Here is a 19369-nt window from a genome sequence, read left to right as displayed (position 1 = left end):
TCGTCAGAGACTCAGAGCCGATACTTTTTCAGCTTGCGGTAAAAGGTACTGCGGGGAATGCCGAGCAGCTCGGCCGCCACGGATGCGCTGCCGCCGCTCTTTTCCAGCGCCTGGACGATCGTCTGCCGTTCCAGTTGTTCGCGATAGCGCAAGGAGTCCGGTTCATAAAAAGCAGGCTCGCTGGCCGCTTGACCGGCGTTCCGGCTTCCATCTGCGCTTGGTTGCTCCAACACTCGGTCCGGCTCGGGCTGAATCAACCCGGACAGAAAGCGCTTCCAATCCTCTCTGGGAATCACCCGGAGACGTTCCACCACGTTGTACAGCTCGCGAATGTTTCCCGGCCAGTCGTAGGCCATCAGCTCTTTTTGCAAAGTCTCCGGCAACTCCGGCTCGACATAGCCATTTTTGCGGCAATAATGCCGAATGAGCAACGGAATGTCCTCCTTGCGCGAACGCAGCGGCGGCAGCAAGACGGGAAGCACATGCAGCCGATAGTACAAATCCTCGCGAAAGCTGCCTTCGTTCACCTGCTGGCGCAAATTGCGATGTGTAGCCGCGATGACGCGAATATCCAGCGACTGTTCTTCCGTACTGCCAATCGGCGTGACCGTTCGCTCCTGAAGAACGCGCAGCAAAGCTACCTGCATCGCCACGGGAATTTCCCCGATCTCATCGAGAAACAGCGTGCCCCCGTTGGCCTGGGCGAGTTTCCCCTTGTACCCGCGGCGACGCGCTCCGGTGAAGGCGCCCTCGACGTAGCCAAACAGCTCGCTTTCCATCAGTTCGCGCGGGATTGCCCCGCAGTTGACGGCGACAAACGGCCCCTCCCGGCGCGGGCTGTTGTCGTGAATCGCTTGCGCCACCAGCTCCTTTCCCGTGCCGCTCTCGCCGTAGATCACGACATTGCCGTCCGTAGGCGCGATTCGCTCCAGCTCCCGCAGCACCCGGGCAAAAGCCGCGCTGGTTCCCGCCTCGCCTTTGAACCGAAACGCGGGACCGCTGTTGAGAAAAATGCGCGGGGTTCGCGTGCCGCCAGAGACCAGATCGACAACCCAGCCGATCAGCCCGTGATGACGCCCGGAAAACACCGGGGCTTGCCTGACCTCCATCAGCCCGTATTCAGCCAGCTCGCGCCGCGTCCGTCCCGACCAGCCAGCGATTTGCTTGCGTATGGCCGCACTCGCGTACACAACCCGCTCTTCCTGGTTGTAGACGATGACATGACGCTCCGGTTCGTCCGCCAAAAGCACGGAGCGCTGCAACAATTCCAGCTCGTCCTGCTGCCGCTGCTTCATCCACGCCTGCTCGATGGAGTACGCCAACGTCATGACGGTCGCCATCGTCTGGGGATGGCTGCGCTCCAGCGGGCTGGATACATCAATCACCCCCAGCAGATTGCCTGCTTCGTCGCGAATCGGCGCGGCAAAACAGCTCCAGCGATGGGAGGCAACCGAATAATGCTCCGTCCCGTTGACCATGATCGCTTCCTTTGCCAGGAGCGCGGTTCCGATGGCGTTCGTCCCCACCTCTTCTTCCGTCCAGCGCACGCCTTCGACGAAATTGATCGCGTTCGCATCCAGGAGCGCCCGCTTTTCGCCGCTCATGCTCAGTACGTAGCCCTCTGGATCAATCACGAGCGCGATCATTCCCACATCGTGGATAAAAGGAGACAGTCGGTCGATCTGCGGCAAGGCAAGCTCCAGCAAAAGCCGATTGCTCTCCTGCTTTCTTTTCAACGCGTCTTTTGCCAACACTACCTGTCCCGTTCCTGCATACGGATTTACCCGATTTTTTTTGCAGCGATGCCACGATTCTGTAATCCGTTTGTTGATTCGTGCCGAGTCCATTACACCTTCTTGAACAAAACGTTTCCACACCCGCAACGAAACGCTTTCCTCGAACATGCATCAACCCCCCTCCGCTTTACGAATCAATCCTTTCCTTCAGATTATCCCGAATGTTCAGAAGTTTCAAGGGCTGTCTGTTTTTGAGCTGGCTGCGCGCGTTGAAGCGATCAGAGAGGGAAACTCCCCCTCTGATCCGGCAGAATGTGCTTCTTTCTCACACAATGCCGATTGGGTGGCCGAGTGGAAGCGTACTGCTTCGTCCCTGTTCCCGGACAGCCGACTCACTGCTCCGCTTCCCACTTCGCCACTTCTTCGCGCACGCGCGGCGCCACCTCGGTTCCCAAAAGCCGAATGGCCTGCATGACCTGCTCGTGCGGCATCGTGCCCACGGGGACGTGCAGCATGAACCGGGTGACCCCGACCTGTTTGCGCAGGTGAATGATCTTCGCCGCTACCGTTTCCGGGTCGCCTACATACAGCGCGCCTTCAAAGCTTCTGGCCGCGTCAAAGCTCGATCGGTCATAGTGCCCCCAGCCGCGCTCCCGTCCGAGAACGTTCATGACATGCTGAGTCGAGGGGAAAAATTTGTCTGCCGCCGTCTCCGTATCCCAATCGATGAAGCCGTGCGAATGGGAGGCCACCCTCAGCGTTCGCGGATCGTGACCGCCTTTGATCGCCGCGCGCTTGTACAGCTCGACCAGCGGCGCAAACTGCACCGGACGGCCGCCAATGATGGCGAGAACGAGCGGAAGCCCCAACAGTCCGGCCCGAATGACCGATTGTGTGTTGCCGCCACTGCCAATCCAGACCGGCAACGGGTCCTGGACAGGCCGGGGATATATCCCGAGATTTTCAATGGCGGGCCGATGCTTGCCGCTCCAGGTCACCTTTTCCGACGCGCGGATTTTTAACAGCAGCTCCAGCTTTTCTTCGAACAGTTCATCGTACTCTCTCAAATCATAGCCGAACAACGGGAATGACTCGATAAAAGACCCTCTCCCGGCCATGATTTCTGCGCGCCCGTTCGAAATGGCATCGAGTGTCGCAAAGTCCTGGAATACACGCACCGGGTCAGCCGAGGACAGCACCGTCACCGCGCTCGTCAGTCGAATCCGCTTGGTCTGTGGCGCAGCCGCCGCAAGCACCATCGCGGGAGAAGACGCCGCAAAATCCTTCCGGTGATGCTCGCCAACGCCAAACACATCCAGCCCTACCTGATCCGCCAGCACAATTTCCTCGACCACTTCCCGCAAACGCTGCGCATGGCTGATCACCTCGCCGGTTTGTGGATCCGGCGTCGTTTCTACAAAGGTGCTTACCCCGATTTCCACGCAAATAGCCCCCTTACTGTCTCGCGATTTTTCTTCCATCACACACGTAGCTTTCCACCAACCAATATCTTTATTTTAAGATTCTTGAACTTGAATTTCAACCCCGCCCACTACATCGGCTATATTTCCCACATATAAAAAATAGGGACATCGTTGCCAATGTCCCTATCTATTGTCCCTCTGATTATTTCCGCTTGGCGTTCCCGGCCTGCTCATCGAGCGGAACCGCCCTGCCAATGCCAAAAGCATAAAAGCTGATCGTCACGATTCCCAGGAACACAATGCCGGCAATCAGCGAGATGCGGGTTTCGCCGTTGATCCACATTCCGACCAGTACCATCAGCAAAAAGGCAATCGTGATGTAGTTGGTCAGCGGAGCCAACGGCATCTTGAACGGATGATCGCGCAGTTCAGCCGCCCTTTGCTTGCGGAACCGGATTTGGCTAATCAAGATGACAAACCACGGAACCATACCAGGAAGCACGCTTGCGCTGTACACATACACAAACAGATTTTCCGGCGCGATATAGCTCAGGATCACACCGATACCCAACCCGATCAGCACGCCAATCGTTCCCAAGAGCGGTACGCCGTTAGGGGACAGCTTGGTGAAAATTTTCGGCGCCTGTCCGTTTACACCCAGCGTGTACAGCATACGGCCCGCACTGTAAATTCCACTGTTACATCCGGACATCGCTGCGGTAATCACGACAAAGTTAATGAACCCAGCTGCTGCGGTAATCCCGATTTTCGCAAACGTCGCCACAAACGGGCTGCCAATCGACTGCAATTGATTCCAAGGGTAAACGGTTACAATAACAAAAATCGCACCGATGTAGAAAATCAGAATCCGCCAAATGATGCTTTGAATCGCACTCGTCAAGGTTCTCTTCGGATCTTTTGCCTCACCGGCAGTAATCCCGATCAACTCGACCCCTTGGTAAGCCCCGATAACCAATGACAAAGCGAAGAAAAAGCCTGTCCAGCCTCCAGCAAAAAAGCCGCCATGTTCCCACAGATTAGACAATCCAATCGCATTGCCGCCGTTGCCGATCCCAAAGAAAATCAGGCCAAATCCGGCAATAATCATCAAAACGATGGTGACAATTTTAATCATAGCAAACCAGAATTCAAATTCACCAAACGATTTAACCGAAACCAAGTTCGCAGCCCCGAGAATCAACATGGCAATCATTCCCGGAATCCAGGCGGGCAAATCCGGGAACCAGTACTTCATGTACGTCCCAACGGCAATAATCTCCGCCATCCCTACAACGACCCACTGGAACCAGTTACTCCAGGCTGTCAGATAACCAGCCAAGGGATGAATGTACTTATAGCCAAATGTCGCGAACGAACCGGTACTTGGCTCTACGTACAACATTTCCCCCATGGCTCGCATGATAAAAAATATAAAAATTCCTACAATTGCATAAGCAAGCATTACGGATGGGCCTGTCCATTGAATGGTACTTGCCGATCCCATAAAGAGCCCTACGCCAATGGTGCCGCCCAAAGCGATCATCTGAATGTGACGCGTTTCCAGACCCCTTTTTAATTCTTTCTTTTCCACTTTGGTTCTTCTTCCTCTCTGCTTTGGCTAGCTGTATTTTACAAAAGCTGTGGAACACTGCCTACTCGTACACATCATGAGCAACCGATCACTTTTCTTTGATAAAAAACGATCAGGCGCATCATGTAGTGCTTCTCATAAAGCATTCCTACTAGTTGGTAAGATTATTCTTCTCCCCCTTTTAGCTTGCTTTACTTCAGAAACACTTGTTTATTGTAATATGTTTTTCTGATAATAACAATTGTATTCACCAGAAAAACAGTTGGTAAATCAATATATTCAGATTATAACAAACAAAAATTACATGATAAATAAAATAAATTTCTCTGGGCCGAACAAACCACCCGTCCCGCTCTGTTGGTCTGTCCTGCATAGGTTTGGCCTGCCATAAAACAGGATGAGCCGTCATTTCCTGCTGACGGCCCATCCGTTCTCTGTCGTTATGAACGTTCTTTGCCAGACCACAGAAACCGCGGCAGGCGGCTGAGCATAGCGGGCAAAACCGTTACATGATCTTCCCCCGTGAATTCCACCCATTCCAGATGCAGTCCCTGCCCCGCGAGCAGACTCATCCCCCGGGCAACCTGTTCCGCGCCTGTGCGCATATCCTCCAGTTCATCGGCCCCGATCGTCAGCAGCAAATGACGCTGTTCCTCGCCCCGCCAGCTTGCCTGAAACCGCTCCATTTCTCTGAGCACCTCGTTATCGGCCCACCAGACAGAAGGACTGCCCGCCACATAATGCGTAAACAGATGCGGCCTGGTGAACAGGGCGTGCAACGTGAACAATCCACCCAGAGAATGCCCGACAATTGCTTGTCTGGCCGGGTCAATCGGCCATTTCCTGGCGATAGCTGGCATCAGTTCCTGTTCGAGAAAATCGAGAAAATAGTCTGCCTCTCCATGCGGCGGCCACGGTGAACCGTCCGGCCGCTTCGGAAGCGTTCCTTCCCTGGCCGGGATCGTAAAATCGCGGCAACGCCGCTCCATATCGAACGGCTCCCTGGACGGATAGCCGATCCCGACGACGAGAATCGGATCAAAACCCTTCGGCTTGCGGGTTTGCAGCTTGACCGCCTCGGCGAGCGTCTGAAACAGCGCATCCCCGTCCAGCGCATAGACGACCGCGTATCCGCTCGGCGGCGGCTCGTCTTTTGGCGCGGCAATCAAAATCCGGTAGTCGAGTTGCCTGCTCGACGTCATTTCGTACGCAAAGCAACGCTCCGCCATATGAGGTCTTTCTGTCATGTGGTTCATGGCTGCAGGAACCTCACTACATCGTCAATCACTTTGCTTTGGGCAATAAACCCGCCACTCAGCCAGTAGTCGTTGGATGTCTCGAAGACGTGACCGTTTTTCACGGCCGGAATGTTCTTCCACACTTCGCTTTCCTTCAACTCTTTTACAAACGAATCTCCCTGATTGCCGTCGTTCACGAGGAAAATATAATCGGCATCCAGCTCAGGCAAAATTTCCAGGGACACTTCAAAAGCACCGCCTTTCACCAGGCTGCTTGGCTCGAAGCCCAGGTCATGCGCAAGCACATAGCCGCTGAAATAATCGCTGTTCATGAAAAACATGCCTTTGGCATTAAAGCGGATGATTGCGGCTTTTTTTCCGTTTGTCCTTCCTTCCAGCTCAGCTTTTGCCTTCGCGACCTTGTCGGCGTAGTCTTGGATCGCTTGCGCTGCCTTGTCTTCCTCCCCCAGCAATTTGCCCAGCTGGCGAATCGAGCTGTTCAAATCAGTCGATGCCTGCTTGAACACATACGTCGGCGCGATTTTCGCATATTGTTCATACAAGCCGTTCTCTACAGCATACGCATTGTGCAAAATAATCAACTCCGGCTGCGACTCCAGAATCGCTTCAAAAGAAGGCTGCCCGCCCGCAAAGCTGATCTGCGGCACGCTGCCGAGCTGATCCTGCAAGTATGCCTGCGGACTTACGCCGTTCGACCATTGCCGCACGGGCTTGATCCCCAACGTGAGCAAAGCGTCTTCCATAACCGGAGCAAAGATTTTGGTCGGCTTCGCTGGGATCGTCACCTCATGCCCAAGCTCGTCTTTGACGGTCAGCGGGTAGAGGCTCGTCTGCTCCGCCTGGCTCTGTTCTGCATCTGCCGTATGGTTCTGTGTCGCTGTCTCCTGTTTGCTTGCCTGTGCCGTAGGTGCATCCGCATTCGTCCCGCATGCGGCCAGCAGTCCGGATACAAGCAACAAGGCCGACAGCAGAGCCAACGGTTTGCGAATGCGTCCCCGCCCTTTGTTTCCCGCATGTATCATCACAACAGCTCCCCTCCAAATGATAACCATTCTCATATGAAGGAATTATAAAGCAATCCGCTACGTGACTCCATGGACAGGAACAGGTGACGGGGCTGGATTTTTCCCCGTTAGCATCAAGGTAGCCTCCTCCAGCATCCGGTTCATGGCCAAAGCCGAATATTCAAACCACGGGTTGGAAGGAAGGACGTATAGCTGCCCGTTTTTGACCGCATCCAGTTCCCGCCATGGCGTGTTGTACTGCAAGGTCAGCCAGTACCTCCTGGTGCTTGCGTTCGGACAAATCAACAGCAGCAGCCTGTCGGGATTGAGCTGCGCCAACTCGTCGAGCGTCAGCTCCTGATTGGACCATTGTTTTTGCTCCGGAATTGTCGACAGCGCCAGGTCTTTGTACAGCAGGTCGCAAATGCCTCGGTTGCTGTAGAGGTACATTTGCTCTCCCGAGATGCGAAGCGTGATGAACAGATCGGTTCCGACTGCCTGGCTCACGCTCTCCCTTGCTTCGGCGACTCTCGTCTCGTAAGCTGCCAGCCATTGTTCGCCCCGTGCCCGTCTGTCTACAACTTCTGCCGTTTCGAGGAGCTGCTCCCGCCAATCCGCCCCTCTGATTTCGACGCATTCAATCCCCGCGGTCATGAGCTGCTTACGAATCAGGGGATCGTATTTCTGATGCAGGATCAGCACGTCCGGCTTGGCCGACATCAGCTTGCGAAGGCTTTCCTCGTCCAGCTCGGCTTCTGGCGAGCTCAGATGGACCTTGATCTGCTCGTGATAGTAGTAGTGGTAATACGGACTCCACTTCGGATCAAGCGGAGCTGCAACCGGAACGACCCCCAGTATGAGCAAATTGCCGATCGCGGCCGACGACGTGACGGCTACCCGCTTTCTCGCGTTTTTGCTGTAGGCAGAGGGAGAGACTCCGACTACTTTTTTGAACTTTCTGCTGAAGTAAAACTCATCCTGATAGCCGACCCTTCGTGCGATTTCCCGCATATACAGATCGGTATCGCGCAAAAGCTGCTTGGCATGACCGATACGCAGCTCCGTCACATAATCCATGACACTCTGCCCATACGCTTTTTTGAACGCCTCTCCAAAATAATTGGGGCTGCGTCCGGCCAACTGCGCCAAGCTCTGGATCGACAGCTGCTCCGCAAATCGGCTGGCGATATACTCACGCACTTCATCCATCGACATGTGCGCACCCTTGCTGCCTGCTTGGCTTTGATTCCGCTCATGACGAAACATGCACAGCCACCTCCTGCCCTTTTTCCATACGAATGGGTAAAAGCAAAGCCGCTCGCACAACTTGCACGAGCAGCTTCTTCTGACCAGTATGAACGGCTATGCCGTGATTATGACTTGCCGGCGTTTCCCGAGATGACCTGCACGATTTCATCCAGCAGCTTGTCCAAGGTAATCGGGTCGTCAAAATTGAATTTGCTGTCCAGGATATACACGCGGCCTTGCTGGACGGCCGGGATCGTCTTCCACAACGCGCTGTCCATCAATTGCTTCTGTAGAGCGCCCGTTTCGTCGCTACCGTCGGTCAAAACAAAAATAGCAGATCCCATGTAGTCGGGAAGCACTTCGTTCGAGACGGTGACGAAGCGTTCGTTTTTGTCGACAAGCTTTTGCGTTCCAGGGGATGGCTTGAAGCCAAGCTGGCCGTACAACGTCGTGTTCAGCCCTTGGTTCCCCATGATGTACATCTCTTTGCCCAACAGCAACAGCGATACAGCCGTCTCGTCGCCCTTCAACTTCAGCTTTTCTTTTGTTGCGTTCACTTTTTCCTCGTAGGTTTTGAACCACGCCTCAGCTGCCTCGGTTTTTCCAAGCGCGTCAGCAATCAGCATGACTCGCTCTTTTGTCGGGGTAGCGTCATCCAAACCCGTGACAACCGTCGGAGCGATCTTTTCCAGAGGCTCCAGCCCTTTTACATCCCAGTCGTCAAAAATAATGAGATCCGGGTTCAAAGCCAGCACCTTCTCCTGCGAATACGGATAGCCGACATCCTCGATTCCTTGAAGCAATTCAGGATAGGCAACCTGGCTTGCAATCACGCTCAGGCTCGCACCGACCGGCTTGACGCCAATCGCCAGCAAATCGCCCGGATTGCTGCCGACGTAGACAACTCGTTGCGGATGAACCGGAATTTTCACTTCGCGTCCCTGTACGTCAGTAAACATTCTTGTTGCCTCTTCTGGCTTCGCCGCAGCGGAGGAAGTAGCCGATGTGCCGGAGCCTGTATGTTCCGCAGCGGGGGAAGCAGGTGTGCCGCAGGCGGACAAAATCGTCGTCAACAGTAGCAGGCCAAGCAGGGAAAGCAGACGTTTCTTTTTAAACATGGTAAATGGAAAGCCCCTCTCCGTTTATGAATTAGCTGCAAAAGATAATGATAATCATTTTCATTAAAGTAGTATACACCATGCGCTTGGACGGGTAAATAAAAATGTAGGCCGATCAAACAAACGGCCTTTCCCTCCTGCGAACAGGCATGGGAAAGGCCGCTTGGCTCCTGTATGTGGTTAACGACTACCGGGCGACAGCGACTTTCCTGTCGAGCCCCAGCGTTTTGGCCGTGTACGTGTGAATTTCCTGCAACAACTCCGGATTGTCCATCAGAGACACGCCATAGGAAGGAATCATTTCTTTCACTTTCGCTTCCCACTCGTTTACTTGCTGCGGGAAGCATTTTTTAATGACCTCCAGCATGACGGACACGGCTGTAGAAGCACCCGGAGAAGCACCTAACAACGCCGCAATTGAACCATCCGCCGCCGTAATGACTTCGGTCCCGAATTGCAGAGTTCCTTTGCCGCCTGTCTCGGTGTCCTTGATAACCTGCACGCGCTGCCCGGCCACGACCAAGTCCCAATCCTCGCTCTTCGCATTCGGGATGAACTCGCGCAGCTCTTTCATGCGCTGCTCCTTGGACAACATGACTTGCTGAATCAGATACTTCGTCAGCGCCATCTCTTTCGCGCCTGCTGCCAGCATGGTCAACACGTTGTTCGGTTTGACAGAAGTAATCAAATCGAACATGGAGCCGGTTTTCAGAAACTTCGGTGAGAAGCCGGCAAAAGGCCCGAACAGCAACGATTTCTTGCCATCGATATAACGTGTGTCCAAATGCGGAACAGACATGGGGGGAGCGCCAACCTTGGCTTTTCCGTATACTTTTGCATGATGCTGCGCCACGATGTCCGGGTTTTTACAGACCATAAAAATTCCGCTTACCGGGAATCCGCCAATGCGCTTCCCTTCCGGAATGCCGGATTTTTGCAGCAAATGCAGGCTTCCGCCGCCGCCGCCGATAAAGACGAACTTCGCCTTATGGCGTTGGACGATGCCGTTCCTGAGATTTTTGACCTTCAATTCCCAACAGCCATCGCTGGCACGTTTAATATCATCAACACTATGCTCATAGTTTACTTCCACGTTTTTCGTCTTCAGGTGGTCAAACAACATCCGCGTCAACGCCCCAAAGTTCACATCCGTTCCGGAGTCGATCTTTGTGGCTGCGATCGGCTCATCCGAGGAACGACCCTCCATCACGAGCGGAATCCATTCCTTCAGTTTTTCCGGGTCATCCGAAAACTCCATGCCCTGGAACAGAGGATTCTTGGACATCGCTTCGAAACGTTTTCTCAAGAAAGAGACATTTTTCTCCCCTTGCACCAAGCTCATATGAGGCAACGGCATGATAAAATCTTGCGGATTGCTAATCAGCTTGCTTTTTACGAGATAAGACCAAAACTGCATGGAAACCTGGAACTGCTCGTTGATCTTGATTGCCTTGCTGATGTCGATCGTTCCGTCTTTCTTTTCTGTTGTGTAGTTCAGCTCACAGAGTGCAGCATGCCCCGTTCCGGCATTGTTCCATTCATTAGAGCTTTCCTCTCCCGCTCTGGAGAGCTTTTCGAATACTGTAATTTTCCAGTCTGGTACTAATTCTTTCAGCAGTGACCCTAGAGTCGCACTCATGATGCCGGCACCAATTAAGATAACGTCTGTTTGCATTTGTCTGTTACTCATGTTTACCGTCCTAACTCGCTGGTATTTGGAGAAAAGATGCAGGCGGCTCCTGATCTGGCCCCGTTGCAAGTCAGGGTGCTACCTAGTACACACCTTTTCTGGAATAATTACAACCTGTATATAGTGTATCACTTTTGGCTTTAGAATAAAATATTTGCTATATATTGATAGTTATGTGCTATTAAAGTTGCGGAAAAATTTAGTTATTGTGTACTTTTTGTAGTTAAGTCAAAAAAGCGCGAGAAGTCCGGGATAGGTACAAAACAAAAACCAAAGCTTTCTCCGGTGGGTCGCACGGATAAAAGCTTTGGTTTGTAACGGAGGGGGCAGGCTCTACCTCTCGGCCTTATGACAGCGTAATTACTCTGCTGCATTCTCCTGCAACGTAGTCATCATGGGTGACCATGATGATGGTTTTTCCTTGGTGATTCAATTCCTTCAGAAGCTTCACAATTTCATTTCTGTTGTCCACATCCAATGAGCCTGTGGGTTCATCGGCCAGGATGAGGTCGCACGGCTTTAGCAATATTCTCGCGATTGCCACCCGCTGCTGCTCTCCGCCCGAAAGACCGTATGTTTTTTGCTTGAGCGAAAGATTCAATCCCACTTTCTCCAATGCTTCTTTTTTTGCTTTCTGCTTCTCCGCTCTTGTCTTCCCGGAATAGAGCAGTGGAATCTCAAGGTTATCGTCAACAGTGGCATCATCAATCAATGCGTAGTTCTGGAACAAATAAGCCATTCTTGTTCTGAGCAGCCTGTTTGCCTGAGCCGATCCAATCCGCGGACTCTTCTTATCGAAAAGTTTGACGGTGCCACTGCTCGGATTTTCCAACAATCCGATGATGTTGAGGACTGTTGTCTTACCTGAGCCGCTTTTCCCGGTAATGGCAACCATCTCTCCTTCATGTACTTTCAAATGGAAGCGATCAAGTACTTGGTGATCTTGATAGCATTTACTGACATCCACAAGCTCACATACCGTGTTCATGCTGCTCCCCCACCTCCTTTTAGGATTTTCCCTTTATTTGTACGCTCGATCGCAAAGAGCGCAAGAACAGACGCTATACATTCAATCGCGACCACGCCGCTCCCTATTACAAGCACACGATCACTAGACGATCCGATTGCCTGGTTGAGGGATGCCGCCACTACAAATACGCTTCCCGCCTTTTGCAACAGATAGGATGCGAACCCGCTGTTCACTAACAAGCAAACGCCGAGCTGAATAATCCATGTTGCCGATAGCCACCACATATATTCCTTGTATGTTCTGAAAAAACCAGTGCCGAATAATCGGCGCACGATAAATCTTCGCTGAAATTTACTAAAAAACACGCTCAAATTCTGTACGACCAACACTAACAATCCAGCTGCCAGCCCAAGACTGACGAACAACAGCTGGGTTCTTGTCTTTTTCAATTCATATATTTGTTGTAGCACGTATTGGTCGACTGATATCAGGTTTGTCAGGTTATCATCGAGCTGCAGCCTTTTCAGTTCAGATTCGAGCAATCTGAAAGTCTGTTCGCTATCTCTGTTAATCAATTTCACTTTTAACGAATCCCGCGCTCCGCCTCCAGTCATGATGTTGGCCTTGTCTGCAACGAGACTGTTTTTCTCCGTAACGACCTGAATAATTGGATCGACAATCCTATTGTTTTCCAATCGAAACACTTCGGGATTAAAGCTGAATATTTTCTGGTTATTTGCCGTCCAGATGATAGACAACCGTTGATTTCTTACACGATCTGGAACTCCTACCTGAAACAGATTTTCGTCTGCCTCAACAAGGTTCTTCCTGTTTTTCGTAAAGTAATTCAAAATTTCTTGTTCCTTGTTACGGTGTTTTTCAGGAACAAGCAAAATGAAGTCGCTTGTATCCTCTGAAATGTTCACAGGATTTCCTTGGGCATCGTAGACAGGAAACTCCTGGAGATAGTTGATATTTACCGAGATGGAGCGGATATTGCGAAAATTCTTGTTCAGAAGAAGCATTGATTCCCGGTAGCTACCTGCATCAATGAAGATAGCTCCCATTTTATTGAGCAGGGGATAGAGGCCTGTAACTTCCGCCGCAGTCGTTTTCGGCGAACCTCTCTCTAAATCTTCCAAATCATTTCCGACTTTGACGGGATAAAACACACCGTAATCCTTGCTTCGTTCCCAATTTTTCGCATTTTCTTGTTGGATGCGCAACTCATCAAACTGATTCCATATCGGAAGGATGACCAAGGCCAAAAATATAGAGCAACCGATTTTGAGTAGCGTGTTCAAAGCAACGATACCATTTGTTGCTTTGCGGTTTTTGATGGCATCCATGATCTTGATTCCAGCAATGCAGATATAGGCGAGTAGTGAGAGCAAAATGGCCACAACGTAACTTATCCATTGAGAAAGAATGACCCTTCCTATGAAAATAGAGGTTGTATCTTTCACAAGCAAGGCTGCGAGTACAGAAACGACTGCCGCCAGTACATAGATAACGGTCACCAATCTTCCGATGACCACGTACCATAGATACAAGTTAGACACGCCATGCAATTTCATGACGCCGATCTGCTTTGACTCGTTAAAAACATAGTAGACGAGCATCAATAGCGTCACGATAAAAACCAAGTATCTGATGTATGTAAAGAAATCTTCCTCGATTTCCATTTTTCCAGAAGTATCAAAGTCCCCCTTAAAGTCTTCAGAGGTTAGCTGTGTTCCATTTTCAACCAATTTTTTCGCAACGATCTTATTGATAACTTGGTTTACAAACTGATGATATTGTTCATCCGATCCCTCTATAAAATACTGACCCTCTACTGGGAGATGACTGTAGGCCATTTGCAGTGGCTTGATTTCGATCAGCCGCTGACTGCCGAACATTTTTATAATTCCACTTTGATTCTGGTCTTCAGATTCTACCGTAGATAGATAGGCATTCCCCTGTTGGGTATCTTGTACTGTGAGAAACCTGCCGCTTTTTAATCGAAACGAATCAAAAAACCGCGTGTTGCTTGTCAGTAGCACATACTTGTGAATCCGAACCTCGTCATCTACACCGTAATCAATAGATGTTCGAAACAGATTCACCTTAGCTTCTATAGCCGCATCAAGTAAAATCGGGTACATTTCACTGGGTGAAGCAAAGTTGGCATAATTCGGTATCTGGAAAGGCTTTGAGTCCCCCTCTCCTGCCTTTTCCATTTGCTCAAGCTCCGTACGATAAGTCTGATTGTATGCCAACAGAAAAGACAAAGCGAAAATAATGATAAGCAAACTTGATAACGTCCTTTTCATGCATCCGCTCCCCTTTTTTCAGGGCTCTTGTAAACGCAACGTTCAATCATTGCCAAAAGATATCGTCAAGTTTTCGACGATCAGATCTATAAGAGATATGTTCCCCTATTAACAGGTATTTTTACTATTTTTTACAATTGAATATTATAAATTGTACAAATTCCTTTGTCTATATGATTCTGCTTGCAGAAAAAGGGATTGCCCCCCTGTCTTACAGAAAGGGGGGCAATCCAAAGCAACAAATACGAGACTTTTATCTATATCCTTTGAGTTTCACAGATTTTCTTTTATTTCAAGTTAAACACTTGCACTTATTAACAAATACGTTGCCGATACTTGTAACACGGTGCCCCACGCTGCCATTAAAGTATAGCGATGAGCATAGAGAGTGGCATATTTCGCCTTATTTAAACTTAGCTCCAATATTTAGAAAAACATTTGCTGCTCACCAGCCTGTTGCCCAAGTTGGTAAAACTTTTGAATTAAAACTTTGCCCTAGTATTGGAGCTTTAATCTCCATTAACTGCCCCTTTCGATGTTTTCCATTTGAGGGCTGCGGATACTAGATACAAAATCGAAGTGACAAAAAACAGTTTAAACATCTCTCCTGTTAGCAATAAGTAAAGACTTAAAGGTAATGACACGACAAACGAAAGAATGATAAGCGGTTGTGAAAGAAATGAAGCAATTAACCCGAAAACTGCGGGGAGTAGCAGACAAATAGCGGTAAATACTGAAATGGAATGGTTTGGTACGTTATAGAGCAAAACGTACCAAAGAATTATGGTGCCTGTTGAGGCAAGCAAACCACAAAGCACCGACAGTGCAAGAAACGATCGTGAAGTCATCATTGATTCACCCCGGGGATAATGAGTTCATGTTTTCTCTTTTGGTCCACTGTTTGATCTGCTCTTTTGACATCATAAAAATCTCCCAACCTTTCTACTTCTCATTGTAGTGTAGAAGTTGAGAGATTACACAAAATTTTACAGAATTCCGGAGCGAGTTTGAACAACGGTTCGTAGAAATTCAAAACTAGAAACCCTCAGTGGCTCCGATAGATTTAGATATTGTCTACCTGTCTAACAGGGGGCAAGTTCTCCCTCTCTTCCCTTGTTCACCAATAAGAATAGAGTTTAACCTGATTCAGTAACAATAAAAATATTGATAAAATCTACCAATCATTCTTTAAAATCCTATCGTCCATTAAATTGTATACAAAGAGCATGTAATTTTTTTACTGGCACAGTGGCCTCTTGAAAGATGCTTTTTGAGGCTTAGTGGTTTCTTCTGTTCAATCCAATAACATTGCCTTAGACTTGCTAAGTAAATTCTCCCTCTAAGTTGACGAAGCATTTGTCCTTTCTTTCTAATTTACCACTATTTATGATAAGGCTCCCCCCTCCCAATCCGAAACGCCCGATAAACCTGCTCCAACAGCACCAGCCTCACCAACTGATGCGGAAACGTCATCTTCGAAAACGACAACAGCGCATCCGCCCGCTTCAGCACCGTATCCGCCAACCCGAGCGATCCGCCGATCACGAACGCCACCTGGCTGCGCCCGTGCAGCGCCAGCCTGTCCAGCTCCGCAGACAGCTTCTCCGACGACCACATCTGCCCCTCGATCGCCAGGGCGATCACATACTGGTCCTGCTTGATCTGTGCCAGGATGCGCTCGCCTTCCTTGCGCTTTACCTGCTCCATTTCGGCCGCGCTCATTTCTTCCGGGGCTTTTTCGTCGTTGACCTCGATTACTTGCAGCTTGCAGTAGGTAGACAGGCGCTTGCTGTACTCGTCGATGCCCTCACGCAAATACTTTTCTTTCAGCTTGCCTACGGTGATAATCGAAATGTGCACGTTCGTCTACATTCCTTTCTCTTTCAAGAGCACAATCTGGCCTGGCTCGCCGCATACCCGGCAACGCTTGTCGGCTGCGCTGTCGTCGATTGCCTGGGCCGGATAGGTGTCCGGTGCCGTCTCGAAGTCGTTTACGTAGTCGTCCAGCTCCTGCTCCAGATGCTCCATGCAGGAAATACGCACCGGATATCCCGCCTGTAGCTTCACTTCCTTGCCTTCTATGCGAATGCTTTCCATCATCTTGTCCATCTCCCTGACCTCATTTCCGCGCATTTTCACGTCGATTCTTATTCTACCCCAGAATGACAGCAAAACAAATCCATCATGTACCGTACCGATCCGATCCGAACTGTACCATCAGCTACATGCATTCCAGCCCCCCATCAAAAAAAAGAAAGCGTCGATCTCAGCTCGACGCTCTTCAAAGAAGGGATCTATTTTACAAATAGATAGAGGGGGGGAACTACTTATATGCAAACGGGACAAAATTGTCCCGGAATTGCCGTCAGTTGGTTGCTGGCGAGACGCTCCGGTCTGGCAAAGGCTTTCCGAAAGACTTCTGCCTTCCGTCTTTCCCCAGCCACCAGAGCGCCGCCAAGCTTGGTCTTACACAACTATCGCATCAGCCATCACTGCGGCGTTTTCGTCAGCTTGACGGTAGCCGTCTTCTTGAAGCCGTCCCGGTAGTACGTAATCACAACCGTGTCACCCGGCTTTTTGTTCAAGGTCAGGAATTTGCGCAGCTGCGCACTGTTGGCAATGTCCTTGTTGTCCATTTTGACGATGACGTCGTATTGTCTCAGGCCGGCTTCGCCTGCTGGAGAGAACTTGCCGACTTCGCCTTGGACGACGACCCCTGCTTTGACTTCATCCGGCAGGTTCAAGGTTTCTTTCCAGTGCACACGCGGCACGTTGGTCAGGTCGAATGGCTGTACGCCAAGGTAAGCGCGTTCCAGCTTGCCTTTTTCCATCAGCTCGCTGACGATGACTTTCACGTCATTGATCGGCAGGGCAAAGCCCAGACCTTCCACGCCGGCTTTGGAAATTTTCAAAGTGTTGATCCCGATGACCTGCCCTTGGATGTTGACGAGGGCGCCACCGCTGTTGCCCGGGTTGATCGCTGCGTCGGTTTGCAACACGTCCAGCTCCCAGTCGTCCTGGCCGTCTTCGTTTAAGTCCATGGGCATGGAGCGCTCCAGGGAACTGATTATGCCCTGTGTCACCGTACGGGAAAATTTCATGCCGAGAGGGTTCCCGATGGCGATTGCCGGCTCGCCTACTTGTAGCGTAGAGGAATCGCCCAGCTCGGCAACAGCCGTTACCTTGGAGCCGTCGATTTCCAGAACGGCGAGATCGGCATACGGGTCAGCCCCCAAAACCTTCGCTTCCACTTTTTCCCCTGACGCCAAGGCGACTTCCAGCTTCTGCGCCTGGTCGATGACGTGGTAGTTGGTGATGATATGGGCTTTGCCGCCCTTTTTCTCGAAAATGACGCCAGAACCTTCGCCCTGCTCGATATCTTGCGTATTACTGAACCAATTGCTTCGCGCACGGCCGATATTGATGACGCCGACAACCGCGTTCTCCACTTTTTTCACCGCGTTTACCGTACCGGTTTCTACCTTCACGGATACAGGCGTAGCGAACAGGTTGGCTGCGGGATTGCTCATGACGTTTGACGTTCCCGGCTCGACCATATTGATATATCCGGAGTTGGAGAGAGTCGGCAACATGAGCAGGACGACCATGCCCCCAATCACCGCTGACGTTACGGACGTCAAGACAGTGCGACCGATTGAACCGCTTCGTTTTTTCCGCTCCACTTGAGTCAAATCATCGTAAAACCCCATGATTCACACTCTCCTTCTTCCTCTACTAATACTAGGGTTACAGGTTTGCCTTCCACCTATACCCCTGTGTCAGCCGATTGCATGTATGAGTTCGCTGCTGTGTATTTCCTTTGACACCTTTAGTATACGTCCCGGTTTCGGCAAAATCGCGTGAGAAATATGGAAAGGTTGTGGAATGAAAAAAGCAAAAAGCTCTCGGAATATTTCACCGAGAGCCCGGATATGATAGATGCAAAGCTTTTCCGACACCAGCAAAACGAAAGGGTTGATAGAGGATGAAAGAAGTACAGCTGATCGCCAAGCTCGCCGATTTGCAGGAAACAGATTACCAGAATACGCTTGTCCTGCACGCCCTGATCGACATTCTCGTCGCAAAAGGACTGCTGACGCATGACGAGCTGACAACCAGGGCGAAAGAGCTCGACAGCCAGCTCAGCTTTCAGCTTGATACCCTGGTCAAGCTCTCCGATGCGCTCAGCAGTCGCCAGACCCGGATCGAACCGCTCCTATAGCTCTTCCAGCTTGGTCGGGCGGTCCGGGTAAGTATCGCGCAAATGCACATCATCCCCGACGGTCAGCCCCTTTTCTTCCAAAATATTTTTCACCGTCAACCGGGCCAGGTCGATCATGTTGTTTTCCTTGCTCAAATGGGCCAGGTACACGCGCTCGGCTCCGCCTGTCAAACACTCGGTCAGGGCGTCGCCCGCTGCTTCGTTGGACAAGTGGCCGACGTCGCTTAATATGCGCCGTTTGATGCTCCACGGATACTGCGACATCCGCAGCAGCTCGACATCGTGATTGGACTCGAATACATACGCGTCCGCACCGCGAATCGTCTCCTTGATCCGGTCGCTGACATAGCCCAGATCCGTTGCGATACTGAGCTTCTTCTTGCCGTGGTAAAAACAGAAACCCATCGGCTCGGCCGCATCGTGTGAGATGCCGAACGACTCGATGCCCAAGTCCTCCAGCTCCTGCTTTTCCCCTACCGCAAACAGGCGCTTCTGCTCCTCCCTAATCGCGCCGATCTGTCCATTCAGCTCTCCCCATGTTTTTTCATTGGCGTAAATCGGCAACTGGTAGCGCCGCGCCATAACGCCGATCCCTTTGATATGGTCGACGTGTTCGTGGGTGACGAGGATGGCCGTCAAATCGGCAGGATTAACGCCGATTGCTTGCAGCGCCGCCTCTGCCTGCTTGCCCGTAATCCCCACATCAACCAACACGGAAACACGGTCTGTCGCTACGTAAATGGCATTGCCTGTGCTTCCGCTTGCCAACACACTAAATCTCACCGAACATCC

At 51.0% G+C, this 19369-nt stretch carries 15 protein-coding genes; 1 reads left to right on the top strand and 14 read right to left on the bottom strand.

Annotation, left to right across the window (positions count from 1 at the left end; all coding sequences use genetic code 11):
- Positions 1–11 precede the first annotated feature (11 nt).
- The 13 genes from ACTHO6_RS03770 to ACTHO6_RS03710 form a co-directional block, all read right to left on the bottom strand.
- On the bottom strand, positions 12–1904 hold the full coding sequence (locus tag ACTHO6_RS03770) for a sigma-54-dependent Fis family transcriptional regulator (RefSeq protein WP_440239523.1): 1893 nt from the start codon (positions 1902–1904) through the stop codon (positions 12–14).
- Between the two features lie 224 nt (positions 1905–2128).
- On the bottom strand, positions 2129–3178 hold the full coding sequence (locus ACTHO6_RS03765; RefSeq protein ID WP_440239521.1) for an LLM class flavin-dependent oxidoreductase: 1050 nt from the start codon (positions 3176–3178) through the stop codon (positions 2129–2131).
- 184 nt (positions 3179–3362) lie between these two features.
- Positions 3363–4751 (bottom strand): amino acid permease, encoded by a 1389-nt coding sequence (locus ACTHO6_RS03760; RefSeq protein ID WP_440239519.1) that lies wholly within the window; start codon positions 4749–4751, stop codon positions 3363–3365.
- A 440-nt stretch (positions 4752–5191) separates the two neighbouring features.
- Positions 5192–6007 carry an alpha/beta hydrolase gene (locus ACTHO6_RS03755; protein WP_440239517.1) on the bottom strand — a complete coding sequence of 272 codons (816 nt, stop codon included), beginning with the start codon at positions 6005–6007 and terminating at the stop codon, positions 5192–5194.
- Positions 6004–7032, bottom strand: a complete 1029-nt coding sequence (locus tag ACTHO6_RS03750) for an ABC transporter substrate-binding protein (RefSeq protein WP_440240084.1) — start codon at positions 7030–7032, stop codon at positions 6004–6006. Before ACTHO6_RS03750 ends, ACTHO6_RS03755 begins: the two co-directional genes overlap by 4 nt.
- 60 nt (positions 7033–7092) lie before the next feature.
- Positions 7093–8280, bottom strand: a complete 1188-nt coding sequence (locus ACTHO6_RS03745; RefSeq protein ID WP_440239515.1) for a helix-turn-helix domain-containing protein — start codon at positions 8278–8280, stop codon at positions 7093–7095.
- A gap of 107 nt (positions 8281–8387) precedes the next feature.
- Complete coding sequence (locus ACTHO6_RS03740) at positions 8388–9380, bottom strand: ABC transporter substrate-binding protein (protein ID WP_440239513.1); 993 nt, start codon at positions 9378–9380, stop codon at positions 8388–8390.
- A gap of 187 nt (positions 9381–9567) precedes the next feature.
- A complete protein-coding gene (locus ACTHO6_RS03735; protein WP_440240082.1) occupies positions 9568–11112 on the bottom strand; it encodes a malate:quinone oxidoreductase in 1545 nt (514 codons plus the stop codon).
- A 304-nt stretch (positions 11113–11416) separates the two neighbouring features.
- The gene (locus tag ACTHO6_RS03730; protein ID WP_440239511.1) at positions 11417–12058 is read right to left on the bottom strand and encodes an ABC transporter ATP-binding protein; all 642 of its coding nucleotides are present in this window, start codon (positions 12056–12058) and stop codon (positions 11417–11419) included.
- Positions 12055–14355: a DUF1430 domain-containing protein gene (locus tag ACTHO6_RS03725; protein WP_440239509.1), complete on the bottom strand. Its 2301-nt coding sequence runs from the start codon at positions 14353–14355 to the stop codon at positions 12055–12057. The genes ACTHO6_RS03730 and ACTHO6_RS03725 overlap by 4 nt, the downstream gene beginning before the upstream one ends.
- A gap of 1380 nt (positions 14356–15735) precedes the next feature.
- Positions 15736–16215: a 23S rRNA (pseudouridine(1915)-N(3))-methyltransferase RlmH gene (gene rlmH, locus ACTHO6_RS03720; RefSeq protein ID WP_440239507.1), complete on the bottom strand. Its 480-nt coding sequence runs from the start codon at positions 16213–16215 to the stop codon at positions 15736–15738.
- Positions 16216–16221: 6 nt separating this feature from the next.
- Positions 16222–16455 carry a CxxH/CxxC protein gene (locus ACTHO6_RS03715; RefSeq protein WP_440239505.1) on the bottom strand — a complete coding sequence of 78 codons (234 nt, stop codon included), beginning with the start codon at positions 16453–16455 and terminating at the stop codon, positions 16222–16224.
- A gap of 389 nt (positions 16456–16844) precedes the next feature.
- Positions 16845–18065: a S1C family serine protease gene (locus tag ACTHO6_RS03710; RefSeq protein ID WP_440239503.1), complete on the bottom strand. Its 1221-nt coding sequence runs from the start codon at positions 18063–18065 to the stop codon at positions 16845–16847.
- 275 nt (positions 18066–18340) lie between these two features.
- Between ACTHO6_RS03710 and ACTHO6_RS03705 the strand changes: the two genes are divergently transcribed.
- Complete coding sequence (locus tag ACTHO6_RS03705) at positions 18341–18577, top strand: hypothetical protein (protein WP_440239501.1); 237 nt, start codon at positions 18341–18343, stop codon at positions 18575–18577.
- Here ACTHO6_RS03705 and ACTHO6_RS03700 read toward each other — a convergent pair.
- On the bottom strand, positions 18572–19360 hold the full coding sequence (locus tag ACTHO6_RS03700) for an MBL fold metallo-hydrolase (RefSeq protein WP_440239499.1): 789 nt from the start codon (positions 19358–19360) through the stop codon (positions 18572–18574). The genes ACTHO6_RS03705 and ACTHO6_RS03700 overlap by 6 nt on opposite strands.
- Positions 19361–19369: the final 9 nt, after the last annotated feature.

The organism is Brevibacillus sp. SAFN-007a, from assembly GCF_051967035.1.
In the GTDB taxonomy this organism is placed as follows: domain Bacteria; phylum Bacillota; class Bacilli; order Brevibacillales; family Brevibacillaceae; genus Brevibacillus.
Note: the sequence above shows the minus strand (reverse complement) of the source record. Positions and strands in the feature narration are given on the sequence as shown.